Raw genomic sequence first — 24,230 nt, forward strand, 5'->3', positions numbered from 1 at the left:
CATATGTCATTTCAGTATATTCAGCAGCTTCCATCTCCCGAGGAGATAAGGGATGAGTTCCCTCTTTCACAAAAGCTCGCTGATATTAAAAAAGAGAGAGATAAAGAAATCGCAGACGTCTTAACAGGAAGCAGCAATAAGTTTCTTGTAATTGTTGGTCCCTGTTCAGCTGACAACGAAGATGCCGTATGTGATTACGTTAGCAGACTTGCCAAGATAAATGATAAAGTAAAGGACAAGCTTATCATCGTTCCCAGAATTTATACAAACAAGCCCCGCACAACAGGTGAAGGCTACAAGGGAATTACATCTCAGCCGGATCCCGAGGGAAAGACAGACTTCAGAGCAGGACTTGTTGCAATGAGACACATGCAGATCCGTGCAATCGAGGAATCAGGTCTTACTGCTGCTGATGAGATGCTTTATCCTGAAAACTGGGGCTATGTTGAGGACATTCTTTCATACGTTGCTATCGGAGCCCGTTCCGTTGAGGATCAGGAGCACCGCATGGTTGCCAGCGGCTTCGGAGTTCCCGCAGGAATGAAGAATCCCACCAGCGGAACCTTAAGCGTAATGCTCAATTCCGTATACGCTTCACAGCTCCCTCACTCTTTTGTATACAGAGGCTATGAAGTAAAAACCGGTGGCAATCCGCTTTCACACTGTGTACTTCGCGGATCCCAGAATAAACATGGTCAGTCTCAGCCCAACTATCACTACGAGGACTTAAGCCTGCTTGCTTATCTGTACTCAGAGCGCGACATTAAGAACCCCGCTGCCATCATTGATGCGAACCACAATAACTCAGGTAAAAAATATAAGGAGCAGATCCGTATAGTTAAGGAAGTGCTCCATTCAAGAAATCAGAACAAAAATATCGCAGACCTTGTAAAAGGTGTGATGATCGAAAGCTATATCGAAGAAGGCTGCCAGAAGATCGGCGAAGGCATCTACGGTAAATCAATCACCGATCCCTGCCTTGGCTGGGAAGACACCGAGCGCCTCCTCCTCGATATTGCCGAGCTGTCTTAAAACAGACCAAAAATATAGGCATCCGTCCGAGAGACAGATGCCTTTAAATTTGCCTTTTTTATAAATCAGATGTGCAGCAAGGGCACTTGGTTGCCTCAATGTTGATCTCGCTCTTGCAGTGAGGACAAATCTTGGTTGTAGGAGCTGCCTCCTCTTCTTCCTTCTTAACCTTTTCACTGAACTTGTTAAGTGACTTAACGATGCAGAAAATAACAAGCGCCATGAGAAGGAAGTTGATAATAGCGGTTATGAAAACACCATAGTTAAGTGTTGCTGCTCCTGCCTCCTGTGCAGCTGCAAGCGTTGAGTACTGTGAACCATCCAGAGAAATAAACCAATTGGAAAAATCAATACCACCGGTAAGCACACTGATAATAGGCATAATGATGTCATTTACAAGAGAATTGATGATACTCTGAAATGCTCCGCCGATGATAACACCGACAGCAAGATCCATCACATTACCCCTCATGATAAACTCACGAAATTCCCCGGCAAAACCTTTGCTCTTCTCGAGAGCCTTACTCTTATCTACTACCATATTCTCTCCTCCAATCAAAACTGAAACATTTTTTCAAACTACTTGAAATTATAGCACAAATTGTATATTATAAAATAGTTCTTTGCAGGACTAGTACATCGGTAGTATGTCAGCTTCCCAAGCTGAAGAGGCGGGTTCGACTCCCGTGTTCTGCTTAAAAGCTCAGACCCTTCGGCCTGAGCTTTTTACGTTTTACAGCGCTTCAATTCTCTATATATCACTTATAAACATACACACTCACATGATTTCATACAGGCTTTTTCTCAAATCCTTCTTTTCCCAGTATGAAAGCGTATCCATACTCTTAAAACCGGTGAGCATCTCCTCTGTATCTGTCTCAGTAACTCCTTCGGACCTTATCTTTTCATACTTTTTATCCAGCCCTGAATAATATATGTCTGAAGAATCGGGATCTATATTCCTCGGCACATTCTTATCATCCTCTATATAAGCAAAGAGTCCGTAGAGCTCTGTCTGACTTGCGCTGTCCGGATCAACACTTCCCACATCTACTTTATATAGGCTCTCCTGACCTTTATAGAGCACATATACTTCAACGGAAGGGTCTGTCTTATCATAGTCACCCGGATATCTTGCACTCAGTTCAAATCTATTCCCATCCGCATCCATTGCAGTAGTTTTATGGAAAAAGTATCCCTGTCCGTAGTTGTCACTTACTTCAAGGGCTTCCGCCCCCTCAACATCATCTCCCGGCAAAACCTCGAGGTTTCCTTTATTCAACCTCTCAAAAGTACTCTCATCTGAGGGGATATAGCTCCCATCCTTTAGGCCATTTAGCTTTTCAAGAAAGGAATCATAAAACTCCTGCTCTTTTCTAAGATTCTCAGGATCAGCGCTGTCTGAATCAATATGCGCTCTGTCATAGCTTGCAGATGAAATCGCATCTATCGCGGACTCCACAGTTCCTCCGAGAAGATCCTGAACCCCTGCGATGCTGTTATCCGTCATCCTGGCACTTTCTGCAAGATCAGCAAAAAGCCTTGTCGCTCCGCTTCCTCCATAGCCCATACCATTGTAGCCAGTCTCCTTTGCAGCATCTATCCAAGCACTCTTTACTTCCTCGGATGCATTTGGTGCCACACGTTCAAGGGCTGCCACATCAGGATCAACCTTCTGAAGCTTTCCTATTGCATTGTTCTTAGCCCTCTGAGCATCCCACTCAGCCTGCGTATAATCAGATTTAGATGTCTTCTGCTCTATATTTGCAGCATTGTTGAAGCACTCAGCAAAGCTCTGTTCCTGCTGCCCACTCCCCGCTTTACCGGCATTCTTCGGAGGATCAACCTTATAGCTGTATGTATAAATACCGTTCTGCTCTTTGATACCAGTAAGTTCCATCATAGGCATTACCTCCTTATCTGTGCCACCCTTTGTTGGGCACTCAAATCCTACATCAGCTTTTGTCCAGTGTTATACTAAATTCGAAAAAAATGCCGAATACCAAAAGCTTTTCATTCCTTTGATATTCGGCAAATCCTTTGCTATCTTATATTTCGGTCATAAAACATAGCGATTTATGGAGAAACTGTGTAGTTTCCGTGAAAAAAGTGTGCCGCAAGGGAAGCTCCCCATCGCAAAGCATTCTAATAAATAAAAAACCACCGGCGCGTTGCCGATGGCCCTAACTAAAAATCATTCTTCATCCGGAGCTGTCCTTGGAATTAACCAGCAGACAACTGCTGCAATCAATAATAAGATTGATGAAATCATGTGAAACATAGAAAACTCCCCCTCATCTTTGGATATTTCTATGTACACTATACCAAATAATTAATAATATGTTTAGTATCATTTTATAAGATTTTATGATTTATTTTTTACGCATTTTTACCAAAATGATCACCAGATATAAGTGCAGTCAGAAATACTGCGAAGCTTGCAAGCATAGCAATAAAGGTGATAAGTATGCGGTTATCATCTCCTGTCCTTGGAAGATCCGTTGTAGTGGTCTCTACTGTCGAAGCGGTCGTGGCTGCGGCAACATCTGTCGTTGAAGATGCAACTGCAGGTGCCGCGGTTGAGGAAGCTGTGGTAGCAGCTGCGCTTGAAACACTGTTTGCTGCATTTGCAGTGGATGATGCAGATGAACTTGCAGATGATGACCCGTCATCAATCAGGATGTCAGGTCCGTTTCCATCATTCTCCTGCTTAAGGAGTCCGGCATCATAATTATCATTTATATCAACCGTCACGGCTTCTGCACGAATTGATGAAACCGGCGTAAGAAGAAGCATACAGCAAATAGGAATAGCAGGCAGTAATCTTAGTTTCTTCATTTTCATGTCCCCTTTCATATCATCCAACCCGTTTTGCTACAACGAGTAATCTTCCGTTTTTCATAGTGTAATCACAGGTAGAAAGTGTTAAAAGCTGATCTCCATATGTAGCGGTAGCCGCTATCTTATGCATGGACTTAGCCTTTAAATACGCCACATATTTATCAAAGGTTTCCTTATCATTTATACTTATATAATCAGCGTAATTGAAACCATCTTTTTCACCGTTCGCCGTGGTATCCACAACAGCAATGATCTCATAGAATCTCTGCTCTGTAGGAGTATCGAGCTCCACCGCCTGGTGCTTTCTTAGATAATCATCTTCCTTATAGTATTTAAGAGTTCCGAAAAGTGCGCCGGACTTCATGTTATGTCCATGAATAAGAAGATGGTTGTCGGACATGTCAAAGCTGCATCTTTTATCAAGGACCAGCAGCCCGTTTCTGTCCTCGTTTCCAAAAAAATCATGCTGAAGGTAGTAGTCATTATCACCTTCCCTATACATGATAGGATAGTCTATCTCGGACCCGTTTATCCGTAGCCATCCGCTCAAATCCTTATTCTTTTTAAATAAATATTCGATTTTAAGGGCAACGAGATTATTTATCGGATCATCAGGATCTTCGCTGATGCTGTTTTCAATGGCCTTGGACTCTGACACTGTAACTGCCGCCATGGCCTGAACCTTCTTTAAATTAGCACAGCTTTTCTGATCTTCATAGATTTCTACAGCAAAAACACCTGTAAACACAAGAAATGTGATACAGGATAACGCAAGGACTGTATTTCTGATTGTCTTTTTGATCTTCCCCCTACGTTTTTGCATAAGCAATAATCCCCGTAATGTTATTTTTACAAAACTTATTTCGGCAAAAAAGCCTATAAAATTAACCCCATCCCCACATCATAAACGTTCCCGTTGACTGCATCATGAAGCCATCTGGACATGGTAACATTGTCCTGGGTAAACTTCGTGAAATAGGGCTCACGCACAGCGGTGTGAACCGTTCCACCCTTAGTGATCAAAGGAACTGCCCAGTTGTTAATGAACATTCCAAATCCCGGTGTCAGCCGTTTAAGCTCTCCCACCATCTCGCGGAGTTGCTCATAATAAGCATCCTGAACGTCCGAATCCGTTTTATAGGTCTTATTTGTGATGTCATTGTAATAGGCGCTTAGCACGTAATCCCTTGTTGAGCTCGAATACAGATATCTTAATGAGTCACCATATTTCTTATAAAGATTTCTGAACCAGCTAAGTGTTATATTATCAGACCTGATAGCTTCACATATAGGCGCAGGCGCCTTCCAGATTTCCCTTGCGGTGTACTGCCACTTATTATACAAAAGAAGTGCACTGTCAGATAAAACAGTCACATCCTTCACTCCCTTATACCACATCCTGAGTATCTCATCAGTAAGTGCAGCTACGGCAAAAGCTCCGGCACTGTTACCTGCAATCAGAAGCTTTTTGGGATTAGGAAAGAGATTTTTGGAAATCCCCATCGCTTCAAGAAAATTGATATATCCATGGAAATGCAGCACATGCTGCTCCCCGTCCTCGCCTTCATAAGGAAATTCACTGTTTCCCACATGGAAATCACCCGTAGCATAGGCAATATCAATTATTGACCAGTCTCTGAATGGATTAGTATTATCCTTAAGGTTCATGATTCCCATATCAATATTCATTATCTGAGTAAAGGGACGAAGATTGTTCCAATAATAATTAGGCAGATCCGCTGCCACTTTTCCCCCGGTTATAGGCCTCGCAGCTGTGTACTCGTTGTAAGCCACGCCTCCACCTGAAAAAAAGATGCAGAGCTTTTTAGGATCTGCAATTTTAACATAAATATGATATTCTGAGCCGTCACCGGACATTCCCATGGGAATTATGACCCGGTACCACTTTTTCTTTTCAGGCTTCTCGGGAAGCTCCGGAGCAATGAGATCCCAATCAACAATTGTTTTGCCGATTGAATTCTCGACGAAGTCTCCGAATTGTTCCTCAAATTTCTGTTTTCTTATTTTTCTTTTTTCTTTAAAATCCATTCACCCTCATCCGGCACTTCGTGCCACCTTCTCCCATAGGGAGAAGGCAAAATATACACAATCACTTCCGTGCAAAACAAAAAAATTTATACATTAAACTTCCATGCAGAACCAAAAAATTTATACATTAAACTTCCGTGCAAAACCAAAGAATTTATACATTAAACTTCCGTGCAGGACCAAAAAAATTATACATTAAACAGCCTGTGGGTTGCGCTCCGAAGTTCTCTGAACCTAAACAGGAACAGCGCAGCCAGCGCAATTGCAAATGCAGCCATAACAAATACTGCCGCATACGGAAGGGTATTCTCTCCGTTCCATATGAAGTAGGCCTGCGAAAACGCAAGGATCGCGTCAAAAACAATATAGATGATATATTCTTCAAACCGAAGCTTCATAAACTTGGCTATGATCCAGGTCACTATGGAATGCCCAACCAGGCAAAATGGAATCATAAAGACAACGCTCCACCCATAGAAGCCGGTAACCTTGTCAATGTAGTAATCAACTATAATGGCAACCAGCACTTCCACCGCCAGTACCTTTAGAACGTTGTATCTGTATCTCATGATGGCCAGTATATCGAGCCACACAACAATGCTTCCAAGAATTACCATTCCGAACCATGTAAACATATCTCCGAAAAGATACTGGAGTGAAAGCCCCATCACTATGATGACTGCCAGTAAAAAGGTGCATATTCTCACAAAGGTCACACCATTAATTTTCCTCTCGGGAAGCGTGGGATAAGGTGCTTCACTATCCTCTGAAAAATCGTCAAGGTCATACATTGTCTTATCAAGCTGAGACCTCAAAACATCCTGCTTGTTAAGGATTTTTCCTTCACACATAGGACAGCAGGTCTTGTCTCCTCTAATAAGGATTTTACATTTTGGGCAATAATACATTACTTACTTTCCCTCACTTTTCTTTCCTTCACAGGAACGTCATAATCATTTGTGCTTATCTCCACTCCGATTCCCTCGGCTGTAAGTCGTCTGCACAGATTCAGCATTGTGGGATGGTTGGTAAAGGGCGAACACTCACCAAAGACCATCTTGTCCCTGAAACTGCAGATGGTTATCTGCTCCTTGGCAGCTGTCATGAATGCGGAAAACCGCTCAATAAAAGGTCTCACCTCCGCAGGCATTTTTATAACGCCCATATTTGAGATAGAGGTGGTGACGCCCTTTTTGGCTGCTGCATCAAAGCGTCCTACGACATAATCCTTTATGAAAAGCGGAACAACCTTTATAGCTATATTATGCTCAAGTGCCGCATAGGAATTCATGGTCTCATTCACTCTTGCGGGATCAAGCTGATTTTTAAATGAATCATTCACTACATTAATTATGCTCTGAAGCGTATTATCGTAATCCATGGGATCAAAGCATATGCTAATTACTCCAAAGAAGTTTCTCGCCGTATAGGACTGGAAGTATTGCCTCAGGTTAACGGGAACGCTTACAACTATCGGCTTTTTCTTCTGAGCTGTGGACATCGTATCTATAATTGCTGCGATGTAAATTGAAGTTGCAAGAACACCTACTGTCGAGTTGTATTTTTCAGCAAGACTTTTGAAGGCCTTGGCAGATACACATGCCTCAACTATGTGGGATTCATTATTGGCGTCAATGTCTCCATGAAGCTGATATGCCTTGTTGGAAGCAAGGCTGTTTAGCTGTTTTAAGCCCTTCTGATTCTGATAAAAATGCTTGAACGCATCATTATTCTTCTCATCAAGGGATGATATCTCGGACGCGAAGAAATCGCCGTCCACATGAAAATCATGGGCAATTTCAAGATATCTTGTTACAAGGCGTCTAAAGAACATAAATGCTCCGGTACCATCGGCAAGCACATGGAACATCTCAATGCTGATGCGCCTCTTATAGTAGAACACTCTGTACAGAAGGCTCTTTTTACCCGGAAGATAAAGCGCAGCACAGGGAGGAAGATGCTCCTCCTCAACAGTGCATGAAAGGTTTGAATCCTCAAGGTAATACCAGAAAAGCCCTCTCCTTAAAATACAGTTGAAAAAAGGGTATTCGACGATAGACTCATCAAGCGCCCTTTGTAGTATTTCCGGATCAATCTCCTCAAACAGCTCGCAGGAAATACGAAAAACTCTCGTATTTGCACCGCGAACCGTTGAAGGAATGATCTTTGCAGCATTATCAAGTTTGTACCAGTTTGAACTTCTTTCCATTGCAATAAATACCTGCCATCAAAGATTCTCTACTGTCTCAGTGACAGGCTCAATAGGTGATGTCTTTACTCTGTAGATGACATCCTCTAATGAGATAAATTTTTTCTCCTGTATAAATTTTAAATATTTAGGTGTAAGTCGCATGGTTATACGCGGCTCAAGCACTTTATTAACTCTGTCGCTTATGGTCTTGCAGGCATCTGCAGGGTCATGAGCCATACTCTTACTAAGAACGCACAGAAGTGTTCCCACAGTCTGTACGAGGCCGCCCATGTTGGCATCAGCCCCCGCATCCACTGACTGAAGTGAGCTTACGCTCCATTTCTTCTTTTCGGAATAAATGCCATACTCGCAGTCAACCTCAACCAGCTTCTGGCTCTTCAAGTCCCTTAGCCATGCAGTATTACCTCTTACGAAAATATCCTGCACCTGGAACAGCGTACCATTGTAAGGGAAGGTCACATTCTCACAGCCCGTCATAGTGATATCGGCCTGTACTCTGTAGACCTCTTCCTCCTTCTCGGAAACCTCCCAGCTTCCTTCTCCCTCAGGTCCGTTTTCAAAATCCCCAAAGGGCCTCTGCTCAGCCTCAGCCTCTACTGCTTCCTTTACGGAAATTCCTTTTCTTATTCTGCCCTCAAGCCTCTCCTTTGCATGATGATAAATCGCACGACTTCCCATCGTGGGATATGAAACAGTAAACCTGTCTCCCGCGCCCTCCTCAAAAGGACCGCACAAAGGATGAATACTTCTCTTTCTCCCAAAGTAATCTGTGTCAAAGATAATTTCTGACCCGTCATTATTTTCAAAAAGCTGCTCGGGCTCAAATGCCTCACCAAGAACTTTGGTTGAGACCATCCGTGTCATGCTCCTTGGCAGATACTCATAGAGATTGGTATGGAGTCTGAACTGGCCATCCTCCTCGGTTACCATGATCTTAACAGTATGGTTATTTTCTATATATGCACCCAACTCTATATCGCAGGGTTTTGCTCCGTTAAAGAAAGCATTTCCGCCTGTGTATACGGGAAGATGGTCGTAATACCTGTCATTCTCACCGGGCGTTGCAAAATCTCCGGACATAGGCTTTAGGGAAGCAAAATACTTCTCCTTGGTAGGATATCCGTCGTAGGGCTTTGTTCCGCAGATGAAATTGTAAAGATTAAGCGATTCAAAGCCTGCAGCGTGAACGTAATCCCTAAGATCCTGTCTGATTTCCTTCTGCACAAAGATATTGTTATAAAATCTCGCATCGCCGTGAAGTATTGTCATAAAGCCCGCAATCTTCGTGGAATGCGGAACATGGTATGGCGTATACCTGCAGCTCTGGAACTTCTTGCCACCATTGTCTGTTCCCTCTCCAACAAAGGAAAACGAACCATAAATAAGATTGTGAACAAGGGCAATTCCCTGAGTGCTCAGTCTGCATGCAATATCAGAGAGCATAATATTGTGGTCTATCAGCGTAGGGCCATGGGATACCTCAACAAAAATATCTTCGCCAAGCGCAAGACCATTAGTGATCTCACACCCCTGCGGCGGAGTATTGTCATGGAAAAAGTTCTGCGTTACTCTCGTTCCCTGAGCCTGCCAGTCAAGCCATATTCCTCTGGTACAATGATGAATATGATTCCTCCTGAAAACGGTATCAATTGCGGCATGCATCTTAATACCGCCAATCTCCGCTCCATCCACATCATGCTTATTATTTATTCTGTAAATATGGTTATCTTCAATAATACTGAAGATTCCACCCAGATGCCCCACGATTCCGGCCTGTCCGCAATCATGAATCTCACATCTTCTTATAATGTGAGAGCCCACTGTTTCCTTATCCCAGCCTTCATTAACGGCCTGGCACACAGCATCTCTTTCGGTCTGAGTACCATCCTTTAAATAAGTTTTGGTCCACTTGTTGTTATTGTTTGGCTGAAGATATTTTCCGAGAGAAATGCCTGAGCACTTGGACTCGGAAATCTCGCAGTCCTCTATGATCCACCCCTTGGACCAGTGGGGACCTATAAGACCGTCCTGGTATGCCGTAGGCGGAGCCCACTGTGTCGCTGCCTGCCTAAGAGCGAATCCTGAAACCGTAATATAGTTTATGCCATTAACAAGAGGCATGAAACAATTCCTTCTTACGGTGATCTCAACATTTTCCTCATTGGGATCCTTGCCGTGAAAATTGGCAAAAATCACAGTATCATTCACATCCTGAGCAGTGTACCAGACATAAACACTAAATTCCGGATCCCATGAATCCTTCCTGACAGCAGGGTTCTCAACCTCTCCAAGTGTCTCAGCCTCGTACATGGATTTACCATTTAAAAATACTTCGCCGGTATGGTTTATCTTCCCGGGAATGCACCAGTCGCCCTCAATAAGCGTGGTATAAGGATTGTAATTCCCGAACATATTATTGGGAATGCTGACCTTCCAGACATCTCCCTTAAAAGGCTCCCACTCCTTAATCTCCTCGGCACCGGTAATAACAGCAGCCTGTGGTTCTGTGGCTAAATAAATGATTGGCTGCTCCTTGGTTCCACTGTTTGTGGGATGAACAAATTCTCTGTAGATACCGGGTTCAACGATTACTACGTCTCCCGGCTGCGCAATGTCAGCAGCCTCCTGAATAAAGCGGAAGGGATGATTCCTCGTTCCGTCGCCACTTCGAACTACGCTCTGTGAAACATAAATCTGCATGGCTTTACCCCCATTAAAAATATTCTAGATATAAGTATAGCACAATTAGCCGGTTCAGCTTATAATTTAGGGTAATTTCACGGGATGTAAAATTTATAAAAATTGTATTAAATTTCGTTTTTACTGAATTTTACTACTCATATAGTGATAAAATTTCTTTATCTATATAAATCGCAGATGCGAAATTTTTACAACTCCGGGGGACTTTATCGTGTCTGAAGTCTATTATTATGCTCAAGCAAACATTGCATGTACATGTATTTTAGGACTCATTCTGGTAAAAATAAATCATGGCATCGATCGCCAGATTTCAACCATAACAATTAGACGTATGATATGGGTAATGATAGGTTATTTTTTATCCGACGCTGTCTGGGTCCTTTTTTACGGTGGAATTTTCCAAAGTACTAGAAGCGGGATATATATAATAACTATTATTCCATATATCTTTATTCTGGGATGCGCTTACTGCTGGTTTATTTATTGCGAGCTTATTCAGCAGAACAAAAACATCCTTTCAAGAAAAGGAGTTATAAGAAGTTCATTACCAATGCTTCTGGCGGTTCTTCTTATAATATTCGGTTCCTTCAGGGGAATTGTTTTTTACTTTGATGAAAACAGCAGGCTCCAATACGGTCCGTTATATGCATTTCTTATGCTGGTTCCTATTGGATACATGGTATTATCCTCAATTAAAGCTTTTATAAGAGCCTATACTCAGGAGCGTTATTTAGATCACAGCATGTACTTCGTTATAGGAATCTTCCCCATACTTCCTATCGGATGCGGAATACTGCAGGCAATATTTGTTGATATTCCCATCATGTGCTACGGTGCAACTCTTGCAGTACTTCTTGTTTACATAACATCGCTGGAGACCCTTATATCCATGGATTCCCTGACTCAGGTCAACAACCGACATCAGATGCAGCGATATCTTATGAAAAAAATGAAAACGCCGACTCCCGGTCTTTCGCTGTATCTTATGATCATTGATGTTGATCACTTCAAGGAAATCAATGATACCTACGGACATCTCGAAGGTGATAAGGCTCTTATCAGAGTTGCTACCGCAATGAAGGAAGCCTGCCAGGCTCACAGAAACCGCTTCTTTGTATCGAGATTCGGTGGTGATGAGTTCATCATAATAGCTGAAACCGAGTACAAAGGCGAAGTAAACTGGCTATCCGATAAGATCCGCTCAAGCGTAAAGCTGTTAAATGACAAAGCAGGGTCACCCTATGAGTTATCGGTTTGCGTAGGAATTGCCGAGTACGACTACTCCTCTCCTGTACCTATCCCGTCTCTCATCGCAAGAGCCGATACTGATCTCTATCACATGAAACATTCGAGAGCATAAAAGACACCCAAACAAAGGCAGGGAGCTGCATGTGCAGCTCCCTGTATCTATATCATTCTGTTACAGTTACTTGTACTTTCTTGGCAAGACCGTTCTGGGCGTATACATATACGTAGCAGGTTCCTGCACTTACTCCTGTGATGTTGCCGTTTTTGTCGACAGTTGCAATGCCTGCTATTGTAGATCTGAAGCGGAACTTACTAGCGTGATCATCGCCAATCCTCTTCTTTTTCTTATCATCAAGCTTTATCGTAGCTTTTACCTTTTTACTGCTTCCCTTAGTAAGGGATACACTGTTTTCTGACAACTCAATGGATTTTACATTGGTATATTTCTTGTGATCTTTACCTGCAAAATGAGCACATATTGACTTTCCGATTTTGTTGCCATTGCTGTCATAAGCTACCAGGTATAACTTCATGTTCTTCTTGAAGTTTATCTTTTTCCCATTGAGCTTCTTTATATTTACTGAGTTGCCGGTGGTTGTCTTTACTGCCTTATTGGGATAATTATTTCCGCAGTAGGTAGCATAGACTTCAACCTTCTTCACGCCTTCAACCTTGTCCCAGCTGATAGAAAGCTTTCCATCCTTCTGCTTTATCCTGATAGAGGTGTTGAAACCTTCAGGCTGCGTCAAATCATCTGCATAGACAATAGCATAGGTTGAAAAATCTGTAAGAGTTGCCGGTATCTTGTTTGTCCTGGATCTTCCATGTATCTTCGCAATGTTATTATGTATACTCATCAGGAAGAAGGTTCTATTAACTCCGGGAGGTGCCTGCAGATTTTCAGGTACGGTTACTTCAACCATGATGCTCTTTCCATTTAGTTCGGTGACTTTTCTTGATCCCAGGTTTCCAACCTGCAGGATCATTGAGAAGTCAAGAAACATGCCAACTTTTGCATTCTTCCGGTTTTCTACTGCTGCCTTCTCCATTAGCTGCTTATCACTGTTATTTACAGACTGGTCGATATTCGTGATCTGAAGTGACATTATTGCTGATGCACCATTATTTATGGCAGTTCTTTCAGCGTCAGTTACAACACCAAGAACGACATCTTCAGTAAGTCCCTCTACTGTGGTCTCAGGCGTATCTTCCTTCTTATCAACCTTTGTATCTATTTCACCTGCATTAGTTGGAGACGTGGCAGCATAAGTATAGGTATAGGTCATATCTGCTGTGATCTCTGCCTCTGTATTTGGTGTCGTATCCCAGGTTCCTGCTGCGAAGTTATCATTAGGCTTATTACCAACTTTAGGAATATCTGCATCCTTCAAATAAAGCGCAGTACCCTCATAAGCTGTCAGGGGCACTGTCCTATCAGCAGTAGTTCCATCATCCCAGGAACCATTAACCACCTTGAAGGTTACGACTGCACTAACAGTGTTTTTCGCTGTAAATGAATAGATAAATGTCTTCGCCTCAGTGATAGTTGTCTTATCAGGGTCTGTATCCCAGGCTCCGCCCGTATAGCCTTCTAATGCCTTCATATCGGTGGGTACATTGGTAGGCTTCGATCCGCTTTGAACGATATCTGTTTTTTCCTCGGTGCTGCCATCAGACCATGTTCCTCCCACTACCTTGTAGATAACCTCATAAGACTGGATTGGTGCAATAGATACGGTAATACATGCAGGTTCTGAGTCAATATGGTTTTTGTCTCCCTCAACCATGTACCAGACATTGTAGGTTCCGGCGTCGGTGGCTTCAGGGATGGATGTGGTATAAGCTCCGGTGGCTTCGGTCGAGGTGCCGAGGGCATACTGCATCGTGCCGCCGCTCGCGGTGCCCACGTTCACAAGCTTCTGCGCGGAGCCGGTGTAGCTCAGCGTCTTCGCGGTGGGCGCGGTTGTAACAGTTGCTGCCGCCTTGTTCACGGTCAGGCTCACGGTACGGGTCATTTTGTGGGTGGACGCGCTGTAGCCTTGCACGTTGGTGTAATCGTAGTTCGCGTCGTCCACGGTCAGCGCCGCTTCGTAGCCGCTGTCGCCAACGGTGGGAACGGTGCTGCTTGTCACCCACACCCAGCCGTCAGGCAGGCTGATGTCTGCCAGCGTCTTCGCCGGGTCATAGGTCACGGCGGTCAGCGTCGGGACGGTCACCGTGGGCGCAGTGGCCTTGGTGATGTTGAATTTCAGGGTCTTGGCAGCCTCCGTGCTGTCCGTCCACTTGTAGTTGGCGGGATCCGTCAGCGTCAGCACCACATTGTAGCTGCCGACGTTCGTGCCGCCGTTGTTCGTGGTCACGCTATAGAGCGTGCTCGCCGTCACGGTCGCGGTCTGTGCCTCGCCGGTGTAGGTCTTGGAGGCGATGGTCGGGGCGGTCACGGTGGCCTTGCTGATAGTAACTGTGATTTTTGCCGCTTGCGTGTCGTTGTGGTTCGCGTCACCCACAACCTTGTACCAGACATAGTAGGTTCCGGCTTCGGTTGCTGTAGGGATGGATGTTTTCCAGCCGTCTGTCGGAGCAGTCTTGTCATCCTTGCCGATGGCATACTGCATCGTGCCGCCTGTTGCAGAACCGGCATTGACCAACTCCTGTGCGGTGCCTGTATAGGTCAGCGTCTTTGCCGTCGGCGCGGTCACAGTCGGAGCCGCCTTGTTGATCGTCACAGTTACTTCTTTGGTCGCCTGGGCATAGGCAGCTGTTTCCGCTGCCGTCACAACAACATAAGCCTTGCCATCTGCCGGAACCTTTTTGATCGTCAGTGCGCCGGTGGTAGCATTCACGTCAATGTAGTCAGCGCTGCCGTCCTTCACAGCGTAGCTAATCGCGCCGCCGCCCTGGGCTGGGTCGGTCACGCTGGCGTTTACCTTCTTGTCCGCATCGCCGTAGGTGACAGTCACATCAGCAGCGGTGATCGTCTGCGTGCCCTTGTCGTTGATTGTAACAGTGATTGGTGTTGCGGCAAGTGCCTCATAGTTGCTGTCTGCTGCAACGGTGACATTGACGGTCACAGTTCCCGTGGTGTTACCGGAAGTCAGGACGCTGCCGTTCAGGGTGCAGCCTTTCGCCTCGCCGTCGATTGCGTAACCGACATCGCCCGTCGCGCCGTTCTTTGTGACGTTGTTTGCCAGATCGACGGTGTTTCCGCCTTTTATTACAGTCGCTGTGCCCGTGACCGTTGCGGGGTTTGCCGCCTTGCTGACCGTTACGGTTACGTCCACATTTTCTACAGTCTTATAGCTAGACGAAGTCGGTGTAAAGTTCGCCTTGAATGTAGCAGCCGGGGTAACGACATTGCCCACGCTCTGCGTGCTGTCCGCCCATGCCCAGGTTCCCGGCGTGTTGCCTTCCGGATTCTTCCCTTCCAGAGAGACATTCGCCAGGGTCTGGCCGTAGGTCGCGGTCAGGCCTGTGGGAGCGTTTGCGGTCGGATCAGCCTGGGCGATGGTGTACTCCACGCTTGCGGTCGCGCCGCCTACTGTGATGCTGGCCTTGTAATCGCCCGCATCTTTGGGTGCAGTCTGCGCGGCCGTTCCGTAGCTTCCGTCGGTCTTTTTCTGGTACTGGATCTTCGCATCGCCCTGGATGCTGTTGGTATCGGTGGTGGTCGCGCCGTATGCGGTCGCCCCGTCATAGGTGCCGCCATTGGCTGAGATGGTCAGGGTTGCGACGTGGTCGCCAGCCCCTGCACTGCTCTCAGGAAGATTACACCCCGCCGCCGTGCACTTCGCCGTGATGGTCGCACCGCTGGCAGTGTAGGTGAAGCTGTGGGTGTGAGCTAATTCCCATTTAGCCCAATATTCCTTGTTGCCTGTATCTGTAGTCGAAATTGAAGTTACTGCATTTCCTGTTAAACCTGAATTATCAAACCAACCTTTAAATTCATTACCATCCTTTGTAATATCAGTGGACGTTGGCAAAGTAGCACCCATTTCCTGTACATAGCTGGTAACATTTTTCCCTTCACTAATCGTTCCGTCGTTTGTATGAAGCGTTACGGAATAGGTTGCGAGTTCAGTTACTGAAAGAGTCATTTCAAATTTAAAATTGAACCCATTGCCTCCAGTAGTTGTTAAGGTAAATGACGATGAACCTAAGTCGCTTATCGTTCCAGTCATTTTTGTATTATCAATGGTAAGATTTGTTCCCTGGCTAATACTTGATGAAGTTATGTTGGCAAAATTAAAACCTCCTGTCAGGTCTTTAAGCGTACATTCAACAGGTAATGAGCTATATCTTAAAGTAGCATTTCTGTTAACTGGTGTATGACCACCTGAATTTGTAATAGTCGAAGTACCTGTACACACGATCTTTGCAGCCCCAGTATATGGGTTATCCGCATACGCCGTCAGACTCATCCCAGGCGCCAATCCCAGCACCAGCGCGAGGGTGAGCAGGATGCTCAAAAGTCGTTTCTTCATTTTCATAAACAATCTGTCTCCTTTCGCATTCACGGCTGTTATGGCCGCCGCTGACCATGATGTACACACAAAAACCGTCTGATCCGGCAGGGCGCTATACCCCCGTCAGATCAGACGGTTATCCATCACGAATGTTGTATTCAGTTTCATGCGCCCCGCAAGACGCAAAAAGGGCGCAGTTAGCTCGTGCTCTGCTCTGCTCTGCTCTGCTCTAAGGAGCGTAGGTCTATTCCGCATGGCTTTCAAGTACTTTTCCTTCAAAATTATCCCCTCATATCAATCAAATAATCATTTCACAAATAATTATACATTTTATAATCTAAAAAATGTGTTAAGCATTACGAAAAATAGTATAACAATCATATTACATCGTCATATTGTTTTGTCTCTTGCATTTATGATTGTCATCTTATTTTTAATATTGTATTATTCCATTTGTTCAAAAGGCCATATATGGTGTCAGGGAGTATCTCCCGCATTTTCCACAGATTGTTTGTGCAAGCGATGTAGGATATAATTATAGTGACCACACAGTTAAGTTTTATTCTATTTTTCTGCCTTATATGGTCTTTCAAACAGAAAACCATACAAGGAGGATATAATTGAAAGAAGTAGCTATTCACCAAAAGTACAAGAACTCAGTTTTCAGAATGTTGTTCAACAATAAGAAGGAGCTGCTTTCATTTTGGAAGAAGCCGTTAAAAGTGCTGTAGCTGAATGTATAACCGAAGGTATCCTGGCTGACTTCCTATCTAAAAACCGAGCGGAGGTGATTCGTGTGAGCGTATTGGAATACAATGAAGAACTTCATTTGAAAAATGTGTATCAGGATGGATATGATGACTGCGCTGCTCAGAAAGATGCTATTATTCTTGAAAAGGATGCTGTTATAGCTGAAAAAGATAATGCTTTAGCAAAAAAGGACCTGGCTTTAGCTGAGTTGAATGACAAAATATCAAAACTTGAAGCTCTATTGGCTGATCTTACCAGTAAAGATAATTAAGCATCTATCATATAAAAATGTTGGAGGGGCTGTCGCATTAGTGCGACCGCCCCATTTTTTTACCTGTTAATTATTTATTTCAATTAATAAAACTTAAAGTTCCTTTATGCACCGCCGGCAACAGCCTTTAGTGCTTCAAATTCTGATTCAAATACTCCTCCCATTTTCTCGAGTTCATCCCAGTTGTACCAGGACCCGGAAAGCTGAATGCCATTAATGGAAACATCTGTAACCACCACCATGAAAGGTTTGTGATTTATTACAATATAAGCAGTCCTGTTCATACCAAGAGGCGCCACAAAAACATGCCCTGTATCAATCAGGTGATTAATCTGATCCAATGTGAGATTTTTGGTTAATGGCATTGTCCTTATCATCAGACCACTCCGAGAAAAATAGACTTATACGTACCTTACTCTTATTCTAAAGTTCATCGCTTCTATTATCAATAAAATGATTATGAAAAATTGGTAAACTGTTGTTATATCATTATTCCATGACCCACAATGTCATACCGGCTCTGCTTTTCACTTATTGTAATTTCTCTCACCAAATATTCCTGTTCCCACTCTGACAAAGGTCGCTCCTTCTTCAACAGCAACCTCATAGTCTCCGGTCATTCCCATTGATAGTGTGTCCAGTTTTGTTCCTTGTATGTTTTCAGCCTTAAGACTCTCAAGGAGTTCACGAAGCCCCCTGAAATACACCCTGTTTGATTCCGGATCATCAGTGTAGGGAGCTATTGTCATAAGTCCTCTTACTCTCACATGGGGAAACTTTGCTATGGTTCTTACAAATTCAGGGGTCTCCTCGGGAGTAAGTCCGAATTTGGTATCCTCTCCCGCCATGTTTACTTCACATAAGACGTCCATCACAAGATCGTTCTTTGCTGCCTGTTTCTCAATTTCTTCAGCAAGAGAAAGCTTGTCGCAGGAATGGATCATGTCGACTTTTCCCGGAAGATATTTCACCTTATTAGTCTGCAGATGACCTATCATATGCCAGTGAAGCGGCTCCTTTATTTCTTCTGTCTTATCCCTTATCTCCTGTACCTTATTCTCACCAAAAACAGTAATTCCGCAGTCCATCGCCTCTCTGATGTCAGAAACCGGCTTTGTCTTACTAACAGCGATGAGGGTCACCTCACTTCTATCTCTCCCTGCTCTGTCGCAGGCTGCCTGTATTCTTTTCTCAACTACTTTTAAATTCTCACTAATACTCATTGCTCCTCCTAATCTTCTCATCCCCTCATCCGTCAGCTTCGCTGACACCTGTCTTCGCTCCGCTTCGGTCCGCGCAAAGCCAACGTCCACCCGGACGTTGTGCGCCCCCCAAAGGGGGGGAAGGCTTTTAATGTAGGAACGCAAAGGGTTCTTCGTCGTGTATAAAATGCTGAAGCTGATAAGCTGCTAGTATTGCCACATGCTCTTCCTTCAAAATACGCTTAGCCTCGGCTCTGTCAACAAGCACAACCTGAATCTCCTCACTGAGTTCCTGGTACTTATCTGTAATCTCCCCATCTGCATATCCAAATACCATGGCAACAGATTCGTCCGACATTCCAACCGATGAAAATCTCGGGAGCTCATACATGGAATCCACATCAAGAGGATGGAAAACCAATCCTGTTTCCTCGTGCAGTTCCCTTACTGCTGCTTCATGATAGTCCTCACCGGGTTCGCAAAGTCCTGCCGGAAACTCATAAATATATGTATTTATGGGATATCTGTACTGCCTTACCATCACGACCTTATCATGCTTTTCACCGCAAAGTGCATAAATAGAAACTCCATCAGCTACATTTTTCCCTGTGGTGATCATAAGGTCTTCCTTAGTCTTGCAGCGTGATGCCACAAAATAATTGGACTTATGTCCTTTATCATTTTCTCCCTTTACATGGAACAGATTTACAAACTTATTCTCTGTAAGCTGTTCAACTGAATTAATAGTTGCCATTAGTAACAGTTTCCTTTCTTCAATGTTCTAAAAGTAAATTTTTATATTCCAAAAATCCCTCGAACAAATATCTCTATGCCTATTGACGAGAACCTAAGAAATCCTCGGATTAAGGGCAAAAAATGCCACGAAGTAATGAACATTCCAGACATATTTTTAACCATATGGGAATATGTTACATCATTTTCGCGGCACTGGCAAAACAACTTATGAAAGTATTACCATATTTTTTCCTATTTCTTTTGCTTTATACAGATTATCATCAGCCTGCTTTAATACATCCGTATCTCCCTTACCTGTAGCAACACCGAGGCTTAAAGTAACTACAGTGTTTTCTCCAAACTCCCAGCCCTGCTGCTCCATTGTATGCCTGAGTCTTTCAGCAAGTCTCTCAGCGTAAGGTACAGCCTTCTGGTCAAGAAGTATTACAAATTCTTCGCCGCCATACCTGTAACAGTGTACATCCGGAGTGGTTTCCTTCTGCATAAGCTGTCCAAGCCTCCAAAGTACAATGTCTCCATTTTGATGGCCATAGGTATCATTTATCTGCTTGAAATCATCGATATCGATCATAACGACACCGTAGAGTGCCTTTTTCTTTTTAGCCCTTGCCAGAGCATAATTGAAAATCCTTCTGTTAAAGAGTCCTGTCAGCTCATCGAACCGGCTATTCAAAAGAATGATAACTAGAATAATTATGATTACAGCAACTACCAAAATAGAAAAAAGAATTATCTGAGTACGCCTAACAACCTGTCTGTCAAGCAGCTCATTCTTCGCCATTTCAGCTTTAGAATCAGTAACGGTTGCATCAATAACATTGGCATAGGCAATATTCTGATAGTTAAAAAGCTTCGTATACAGCCTGTTCAAAATTGGCATCAGGGTTTCTTTTACTGTTTCACTTGTGGGCGGATAGTCCTTCTGAATTTTCAAAAGAGTACTAAGCTCTGCTTTTTCATAGCCATTTTCTTCGCACAGCTTCATGAATTCATCAAGGAATCCGGCTACTTCCAGCTCCTTTTCTTCGCTCTTTCCGGCACTTTTTTCAGAAGTGTCATTGAATATCTGCCCGGCTGACAAGTAGCATTTTGCCTGGTAATAAGGAACTATAAGATCCCTTAACATGATCTGCCTGTAGACATCCGTCGTAAACATCTTATGCCCTTCCCACTTATCAAGCTTTTCCTGACATTCATCAAATCGTCCGGTCTCAACATATACTCTTGCGAGCCAGGCATCATTGATAGCAGTATATGCCTCTTCAAATACTCCGGTATTTGACATATCAATCAGCTCCTGTGACTTTAGGAGATACTTTTCGGCACTACTGTAGTCCTCATCAGTAATCGCAACCATCCCAAGCATACGAAAAGCATAGCTTCTTATCTGAAGATCCTCTATATCATCAAAAGCTTCTACCCTTTGTGCATGTTCTATCATGTTCTTAGCAGAATCGCCTGTGTAATTGTTCAGGAAAAAGTTGGCCAGATCGAGATAAATGTTTACCGTATAGTCTTTATCATCACTTCTTTCAAGATAATAAAGAGCATATCCAAGATACCGGTAATAGGCCATTGTCTCGCCTTTTTGCATGTAAATAAGGCTTGCCCTCTCATATAGTCTGCCCTTATCTTCATTGAAAAATTGTTTGGAATCTATGAGATTATTAATAGACTCCAGCTCATCATCCAGTGTATCCCAGCTAAATAAAAGATCTTCGCTTATAAGGCTTACAACCTTTTCGTGATTTGCCTTCTTTTCAAAATAAATATTTACATAGTAAAGAAACTGCGAAAGAAATATCGCAGCCAGAAATGCAACAATGCCAATGATCAGTTTTAGTGCGGCCTTTCTTTTCATTCCTGCCTTCAAAATGTAAACGAGTCAAATCACTCCGTATCTGTTGATATTATAAGCAATAATTATTAAAATTCCGTAGATTATTTATATAATTTTTAAAAAGTATCATTCTCAGCTGACAGATCAAAAGTGTATAATATACACATGAACGAAAATAATAATCTTGTAAGAAACAACAAAATAATAGAGACCTCAATTATCGGTATCGCGGTTAATATTGTACTTGTAATCATAAAGACAATCTTCGGTATGATAGCAGGTTCAATTGCCATTCTTCTCGATGCCCTAAATAACCTCACCGACGTAGTCAGTTCTGTGGTTACCATCATCGGTCTTAAGATGTCATCCAAAAAGCCCGATGAAGACCACCCCATGGGGCATGGACGAATCGAGTATATAAGCGCAGTTGTCGTAGCAATTATTATAATTTACGCCGGAGTTACCGCCTGTATAGAGTCCGTGAAAAAGATTCTTCACCCGACAGTCACTGTTTATACCGCATACACAATTGTTATGCTCATCATAACGATAATCACAAAATGTCTGCTTGGACGTTTTGTCAAAAACCGTGGAAAAGAGTTTGGTTCCCCTGCTCTCGTCGCATCGGGACAGGATGCAATGAATGACAGTCTGATATCTGTGGCAGTTCTCTTTTCAGCGATTGTTGCACTAATATTTGGCATTCAGCTGGATGCCTACATAGGTTTGATTATCGCTTTTTGTATCATAAATGCAGGGCTTGAGCTTCTTGTGGATGATATGAAGGATATTCTCGGACGTCGTGCAGACAGAGCTCTTGCTGACAGGATAAAGGAATTCGTCTCAGGTTATGACAATGTTTTGGATGTACATGATCTTGTACTTCACAACTATGGTCCTGAGCGCTTCATCGGATCTGTAGTGATTGATGTTGACAGCAATCTGACTGCCAATGAAATCTATAATGTCACACATCTGATCAAAGATGACGTTCTTGATCAGTTTGACGTTATCTTAAGTGCCATTGGTATATGTGCCATAAACGCTGAAAACCTTGGTATGCGAGATGAGATCATCCGCCGCATCGAGCACATTGACGGAATCCTCCAGGTGCATGGAATACACATTGATACAGAGGATAAGCTTATAGATCTTGACATCATAACAAGCTTCGATACGCCATACCCTGATGCCATCATCGATCATGCAATGATGCATCTGACCGAGAGCTACCCCGACTACAAAATAGATATTCATTTGGATAATGATGTATAAATTGGTAAAATGACAAGATGATAAAATGACGCCGGGGCACGTTATATATGTTAATTCAGGCTCATTAAGCTTCGCTTACAATCTCCTGATTTAGCATATATAAGGTGCCCCGGCTGGTTTTTTATTAATCCTGGAAAATTCAAACAAACAATTATGAATTTCAGTTACGAAGTAATCTCGAAGTTTCTGACACTACGCGATCAGTCCCTGGATAAGAATGAATGCGATGAGGATCGGAAGCACGAATTTGAAGTAGTATTTAAGTGCTCCCGGCATCTTTACGCCGTCTCCGGTGTTAGTCTCCTTCAGGTAATTATCAAATCCCCATCCGTACTTAGTTACACAGAACAGAAGGAAAATTAGTGAACCTCCCGGAAGGAGTATGTTACTTACTATGAAATCCTCAGAGTCGAGGACATCTCTTGCCCCGATGATATGAAGATCACTCCAGATATTATATCCAAGAACGCAGGGTATACTTGCAACAAGAATGAAAATCGCATTTACTAAAATAGATTTTCCTCTGCTCCATCCAAAGTTATCGGTAATAAATGCAACGAGGTTCTCAAATACTGCAGTAACAGTCGAAAAGCTTGCAAAGGTCATGAATATAAAGAACAGAGTTCCCCATATTCTTCCATAGCTCATGTTAAGGAATACCTTAGGAAGCGTAATAAAGATAAGAGCAGGACCCTGATTGGTCTCAACATTATAGCTAAAGCATGCAGGGAAAATGATGAGGCCTGCAATGATCGCTACAAAGGTATCAAGTGCACAGATTCTTATAGCCTCTCCTGTCAGTGTGTGATCTTTTGACATATAACTTCCGAAAATCTCAAGTGCTCCGATACCAAGACTCAGAGTAAAGAAAGCCTGATTCATCGCAGCGCTTATAACCTTCCCAAGTCCGACCTCCATGGCCCTGTTCCAGTCGGGAAGCAGATAGAATTTCACACCTTCAATGGCACCATCCAGAGTAAGTGAGTGAATTGCAAGGATTATGATAAGAGCAAGCAGTCCTATCATCATCACCTTGTTAACACGTTCAAGTCCGTTCTCGACACCAAGGCTAAGAACCATAAATCCAAACACAACAGTAATCACCATGAATATGCCCATCTCCATGGGATCTGCGAGCATGTTGCCAAATACATCTCCAACAGCTTCAGTATCAACATTTTTAAACTGACCGGATGCGAACTTAAAGAAATAGTCTACCATCCAGCCTGAAACTGTCGTGTAGTACATCATCAGAAGGTAGCAGCCAAGCATACAAAACCAGCCATGAATGTGCCATTTATGACCTTTTTTCTCAAGCTTCTCATAGCCTCTTACAACTGATTGTCCGCTGGCTCTACCAACAGCAAATTCCATTGTCATTACAGGAATTCCCATTAAAATGAGAAACAGCAAATAAAAAAGTACAAACACCGCACCTCCGTTGGCACCTGTAACGTAAGGGAATTTCCAAACATTACCGATACCTATTGCGCAGCCTGCACTTACGAGAATAAAACCTAATCTAGAGCCAAAGCTCCCCCTCTCTTCTTCATACATTTTTCATCTCTCCTTCAAAAAAACTTTTCCATTA

19 protein-coding genes, 1 tRNA gene and 1 pseudogene are annotated in these 24,230 nt (G+C 43.4%); 5 read left to right on the forward strand and 16 right to left on the reverse strand.

What is annotated here, in order from left to right:
• Positions 1-3: 3 nt before the first annotated feature.
• Complete coding sequence (locus G586_RS0111255) at positions 4-1,032, forward strand: 3-deoxy-7-phosphoheptulonate synthase (RefSeq protein ID WP_026527838.1); 1,029 nt, start codon at positions 4-6, stop codon at positions 1,030-1,032.
• A gap of 58 nt (positions 1,033-1,090) precedes the next feature.
• Here G586_RS0111255 and mscL read toward each other — a convergent pair whose 3' ends face one another.
• Positions 1,091-1,573 (reverse strand): large conductance mechanosensitive channel protein MscL, encoded by a 483-nt coding sequence (gene mscL, locus G586_RS0111260; RefSeq protein ID WP_051204737.1) that lies wholly within the window; start codon positions 1,571-1,573, stop codon positions 1,091-1,093.
• 84 nt (positions 1,574-1,657) lie between these two features.
• On the opposite strand from mscL, the gene G586_RS0111265 reads away from it, so the two are divergent.
• A tRNA-Gly gene (locus G586_RS0111265) sits at positions 1,658-1,728 on the forward strand.
• 82 nt (positions 1,729-1,810) lie between these two features.
• Here G586_RS0111265 and G586_RS24945 read toward each other — a convergent pair.
• The 7 genes from G586_RS24945 to G586_RS22720 form a co-directional block, all read right to left on the reverse strand.
• Positions 1,811-2,935 carry a hypothetical protein gene (locus G586_RS24945; RefSeq protein WP_051204738.1) on the reverse strand — a complete coding sequence of 375 codons (1,125 nt, stop codon included), beginning with the start codon at positions 2,933-2,935 and terminating at the stop codon, positions 1,811-1,813.
• 476 nt (positions 2,936-3,411) lie between these two features.
• A complete protein-coding gene (locus tag G586_RS0111280; RefSeq protein WP_026527840.1) occupies positions 3,412-3,870 on the reverse strand; it encodes a hypothetical protein in 459 nt (152 codons plus the stop codon).
• A 19-nt stretch (positions 3,871-3,889) separates the two neighbouring features.
• A complete protein-coding gene (locus tag G586_RS22715) occupies positions 3,890-4,696 on the reverse strand; it encodes a class B sortase (protein WP_051204739.1) in 807 nt (268 codons plus the stop codon).
• 53 nt (positions 4,697-4,749) lie between these two features.
• On the reverse strand, positions 4,750-5,922 hold the full coding sequence (locus G586_RS0111290) for a pectin acetylesterase-family hydrolase (protein ID WP_026527841.1): 1,173 nt from the start codon (positions 5,920-5,922) through the stop codon (positions 4,750-4,752).
• Positions 5,923-6,110: 188 nt separating this feature from the next.
• Entirely contained in the window at positions 6,111-6,773 is a 663-nt protein-coding gene (locus G586_RS0111295; protein WP_026527842.1) for a DUF6320 domain-containing protein, read from the reverse strand.
• 56 nt (positions 6,774-6,829) lie between these two features.
• Positions 6,830-8,131, reverse strand: coding sequence for a hypothetical protein (locus G586_RS0111300; RefSeq protein ID WP_026527843.1), 1,302 nt, complete (start codon positions 8,129-8,131; stop codon positions 6,830-6,832).
• An 18-nt stretch (positions 8,132-8,149) separates the two neighbouring features.
• Positions 8,150-10,834: a right-handed parallel beta-helix repeat-containing protein gene (locus G586_RS22720; RefSeq protein WP_081674332.1), complete on the reverse strand. Its 2,685-nt coding sequence runs from the start codon at positions 10,832-10,834 to the stop codon at positions 8,150-8,152.
• 211 nt (positions 10,835-11,045) lie between these two features.
• On the opposite strand from G586_RS22720, the gene G586_RS24950 reads away from it, so the two are divergent.
• Positions 11,046-12,194 (forward strand): GGDEF domain-containing protein, encoded by a 1,149-nt coding sequence (locus G586_RS24950; protein WP_051204740.1) that lies wholly within the window; start codon positions 11,046-11,048, stop codon positions 12,192-12,194.
• A gap of 52 nt (positions 12,195-12,246) precedes the next feature.
• Here the strand turns inward: G586_RS24950 and G586_RS24955 are convergent, their stop codons facing one another.
• The 3 genes and pseudogenes from G586_RS24955 to G586_RS26990 form a co-directional block, all read right to left on the reverse strand.
• Positions 12,247-15,153 carry an Ig-like domain-containing protein gene (locus G586_RS24955; RefSeq protein WP_242832004.1) on the reverse strand — a complete coding sequence of 969 codons (2,907 nt, stop codon included), beginning with the start codon at positions 15,151-15,153 and terminating at the stop codon, positions 12,247-12,249.
• 789 nt (positions 15,154-15,942) lie between these two features.
• A pseudogene (locus tag G586_RS27635) lies at positions 15,943-16,500 on the reverse strand (InlB B-repeat-containing protein); the annotation flags it as partial.
• Positions 16,475-16,630, reverse strand: coding sequence for a hypothetical protein (locus G586_RS26990; protein WP_242832005.1), 156 nt, complete (start codon positions 16,628-16,630; stop codon positions 16,475-16,477). The gene G586_RS26990 and the pseudogene G586_RS27635, both read right to left, overlap by 26 nt.
• A 711-nt stretch (positions 16,631-17,341) precedes the next feature.
• On the opposite strand from G586_RS26990, the gene G586_RS0111325 reads away from it, so the two are divergent.
• The gene (locus G586_RS0111325) at positions 17,342-17,566 is read left to right on the forward strand and encodes a hypothetical protein (RefSeq protein WP_196811590.1); all 225 of its coding nucleotides are present in this window, start codon (positions 17,342-17,344) and stop codon (positions 17,564-17,566) included.
• A 104-nt stretch (positions 17,567-17,670) separates the two neighbouring features.
• Here the strand turns inward: G586_RS0111325 and G586_RS0111330 are convergent, their stop codons facing one another.
• The 4 genes from G586_RS0111330 to G586_RS24960 all read right to left on the reverse strand — a co-directional run bounded on the left by G586_RS0111330 (position 17,671) and on the right by G586_RS24960 (position 21,385).
• Positions 17,671-17,943 (reverse strand): hypothetical protein, encoded by a 273-nt coding sequence (locus G586_RS0111330; protein WP_026527846.1) that lies wholly within the window; start codon positions 17,941-17,943, stop codon positions 17,671-17,673.
• 150 nt (positions 17,944-18,093) lie between these two features.
• The gene (locus G586_RS0111335) at positions 18,094-18,789 is read right to left on the reverse strand and encodes a YggS family pyridoxal phosphate-dependent enzyme (protein ID WP_026527847.1); all 696 of its coding nucleotides are present in this window, start codon (positions 18,787-18,789) and stop codon (positions 18,094-18,096) included.
• Between the two features lie 127 nt (positions 18,790-18,916).
• On the reverse strand, positions 18,917-19,522 hold the full coding sequence (locus G586_RS0111340) for an NUDIX hydrolase (protein ID WP_026527848.1): 606 nt from the start codon (positions 19,520-19,522) through the stop codon (positions 18,917-18,919).
• Between the two features lie 207 nt (positions 19,523-19,729).
• Positions 19,730-21,385 carry a GGDEF domain-containing protein gene (locus tag G586_RS24960; RefSeq protein WP_051204741.1) on the reverse strand — a complete coding sequence of 552 codons (1,656 nt, stop codon included), beginning with the start codon at positions 21,383-21,385 and terminating at the stop codon, positions 19,730-19,732.
• 144 nt (positions 21,386-21,529) lie between these two features.
• Between G586_RS24960 and G586_RS0111350 the strand changes: the two genes are divergently transcribed.
• Positions 21,530-22,639 (forward strand): cation diffusion facilitator family transporter, encoded by a 1,110-nt coding sequence (locus G586_RS0111350; protein WP_026527849.1) that lies wholly within the window; start codon positions 21,530-21,532, stop codon positions 22,637-22,639.
• Positions 22,640-22,831: 192 nt separating this feature from the next.
• Here G586_RS0111350 and G586_RS0111355 read toward each other — a convergent pair whose 3' ends face one another.
• Positions 22,832-24,196, reverse strand: coding sequence for a sodium-dependent transporter (locus G586_RS0111355; protein WP_026527850.1), 1,365 nt, complete (start codon positions 24,194-24,196; stop codon positions 22,832-22,834).
• Positions 24,197-24,230 lie beyond the last annotated feature (34 nt).

The organism is Butyrivibrio sp. VCD2006 (assembly GCF_000423925.1).
In the GTDB taxonomy this organism is placed as follows: domain Bacteria; phylum Bacillota; class Clostridia; order Lachnospirales; family Lachnospiraceae; genus Butyrivibrio.